Origin of the sequence: Salipiger bermudensis (genome assembly GCF_017309175.1) — a bacterium.
Taxonomy (GTDB): Bacteria; Pseudomonadota; Alphaproteobacteria; order Rhodobacterales; family Rhodobacteraceae; genus Salipiger; species Salipiger bermudensis.
Genome location: NZ_JAEKJV010000044.1, coordinates 1 through 2,490, shown reverse-complemented (window position 1 = coordinate 2,490; position 2,490 = coordinate 1). Strand labels below are relative to the sequence as shown.

The 2,490-nt window shown below is 64.5% G+C and carries 3 protein-coding genes; all 3 read right to left on the bottom strand.

The features are described from left to right. Window positions 1-25: 25 nt before the first annotated feature. The 3 genes from tnpC to tnpA all read right to left on the bottom strand — a co-directional run bounded on the left by tnpC (window position 26) and on the right by tnpA (window position 2,392). On the bottom strand, window positions 26-1,618 hold the full coding sequence (tnpC, locus tag JF542_RS24245) for an IS66 family transposase (RefSeq protein ID WP_207077723.1): 1,593 nt from the start codon (window positions 1,616-1,618) through the stop codon (window positions 26-28). Window positions 1,619-1,679: 61 nt separating this feature from the next. Further along, window positions 1,680-2,027 (bottom strand): IS66 family insertion sequence element accessory protein TnpB, encoded by a 348-nt coding sequence (tnpB, locus tag JF542_RS24240; RefSeq protein ID WP_207077722.1) that lies wholly within the window; start codon window positions 2,025-2,027, stop codon window positions 1,680-1,682. Next, window positions 2,024-2,392, bottom strand: a complete 369-nt coding sequence (gene tnpA / locus JF542_RS24235) for an IS66-like element accessory protein TnpA (protein ID WP_207077721.1) — start codon at window positions 2,390-2,392, stop codon at window positions 2,024-2,026. Before tnpA ends, tnpB begins: the two co-directional genes overlap by 4 nt. Window positions 2,393-2,490: the final 98 nt, after the last annotated feature.

Sequence of the window (2,490 nt, the reverse complement as noted above, 5' to 3'; positions counted from 1 at the left end):
GTAACCGCCCGATTGTGACCGCGGATTAGTGTGATGGCGTCCATTGCCATGGAAGCAGTTCTTCGAGCCGGTTGATCTTGTGATCATGAATGCGGTCGAGGATGTCGGCCAGCCAGGCATGGGGGTCGAGCCCGTTCATCTTGGCGGTTTCGATGAGCGTCATCGCCCGGGCCAGTGTTTCGCCACCTCTATCCGAGCCCGCGAAGAGCCAGTTCTTCCGCCCGATGCCGATCGGGCGCATGGCGCGCTCGGCCGGGTTGTTGTCGATGCCGACGCGGCCGTCTTCGAGGAAGAGCTCGAAGGAGGGCCAGCGGCTGAGGCCGTAACGGATGGCCTTGGCGAGATCGCTCTTCCCCGGAATGCGCAGCAGCTGGGCCTCGGCCCAGGTCTTGAAGGCAGCCACCATGGGGCCGGAGTACTGCTGACGCGCAGCCTGTCGCAGTTCGGCGGACTGACCTGCGATCTCGCGCTCGATATCGTAGATCTTGCCGACCCGGTCGAGGGCCTCCTGCGCGATCTCGGACTTCGTGCCCTCCCAGACATCGTGGAAGTCGCGCCGCAGGTGCGCCCAGCACGCGGCCTCTCGGAACTGGCTGCTGCCATCCGCGCGCTGTTCGTAGAGCGGATTGAAGCCGGCATAGGCATCTGCCTGAAGGATGCCACGGCTGGCTTGCAGGTGGCGCTGCGGATGCTCCCCCTTCCGATCCGGGGAGAAGCGGTAGACGACGCCGGGTGGTGCCGTGCCGGCCCAGGGTCGTTGGTCAGAGACATAGGCCCAGATCCGGCCTTGTTTGACACCCTTGCCGAGACCGCGGTCCCGACGTGACCGGTCCAGCACGCGGATTGGAGTGTCATCTGCATGCAGCACCGGCGCGGACATTACCTCGGCCTCGATCCGCTCGATGACGGGAGCGAGCACCTTCATGGCGCGCCCACACCAATCCAGAAGGGTGCTGTCCGGGATGTCGGCGCCCATGCGGGCGTAGATTTCGCTCTGGCGATACAACGGTAGGTGGTCGTCGAACTTGGAGACGAGGATCTGCGCCAGCAGACCCGGACCGGCCATGCTGCCGGGGATCGGACGGCTCGGGGCCGCAGGCTGCACCATCCGCTCACAGCGGCGGCAAGACTTCTTCACCCGAGCGATCTGAATGACCCTCATCTGCGCCGCGACCAGATCGAGGAGCTCGCTGACGTCCTCGCCCACCACTCGCAGGTCACCCCCACAATCGGGGCAACAGGAACCGGGGTCGAGCTCCCGGCGTTCGCGGGGCGTTGCCTCCGACACGCGCGGACGTCGGCGGGGCTTTGCCTCGGCAACAGGCGCATCGGTCGCGGCAGGCTCCTCGTCTTCGGTCGGCCCGTCGTGCTGTTCGGCGGCCGCGACCAGCAGATCCTCCAGTGCCAGCTCCAGCTGGGCGATCTCGCGCTCGATCTTTTCCGAAGATTTGCCGAACGCCTGCTTCTGCAACTTGGCGATCCGCAGGCGCAAGGCCTGAACCAGTTGCTCGTGGGCCTGGAGCGTGGCCGACATGCGCGCATTCTCTGTCTGAAGCGCGGCGATCATCGCCTTCAGGACCGCGGGGTCGTCAGAGAGAATGTCGGCATCATCGGACATGCCGACTGATACCATCAGCGGGCATGTGAGCCAATAAAACAAGTGGATTCAGATGGATAATCTACCCGATCCGTGCTGGTGGCGCGCCCCAGTCCGGACGCCTCCAGTCGATCCCCTCCCACAGCATCGCCAGCTGGGCGGAGGTCAGCCGCGCGACCCCGGCTTCGGTGTTCGGCCAGGGAAAGTGCCCGCGCTCGAGGAGTTTGTAGTAGAGGCAGAAGCCTTGGCCATCCCAGTAGAGCAGCTTCAGACGATCCCCCTTGCGCCCCCGGAAAGCAAAAACCGCACCGCTGGTTGGCTTCTGGCGCAACACGTCCTGAGCCAGGGCCGAAAGGCCGGCAATTCCCTTCCGCATGTCCGTTGCGCCGCATGCCAAGTAGACGCGAACACCGGTGCCTGGACCGATCATGCCGCCTCCACCGCCCGGATCAGCCGGGTCAGCGCCTCGCCATCCATGCTGCTGTCGAACCGAAGGCAACGACCATTGGAAAGCCGCAGTTCCACAAGAACAGGCCGAGAGGGTGCAGGGGATTGTGCGGGTTCGGAATGCGGCCCGAAATCGACCGGTAGAAAAACCGCGCCCCGATCCGGCGACCATAGCCCCTTCTTCTTCAGGTCACGACGCCAGCCATAGACCTGCGACCGCGTGAGCTCGTGCCGTTGGGCAACTTGCGTGACCGAGGCCCCACCAACACCCACCTCGAGCAAGATCTCGAGCTTCTCGTCATCACTCCACCGACGGCGCCGCTCAACGCCCAGAACCTCGCCCAACATGGCATCTCCCGCTAAGACACGTGCATAACTACGTCTTTATGCACGTGTCTTAGCTCACCCAGCCTTCGTCAGGCAGGCGGCTTCAATCGGGCGGTTAC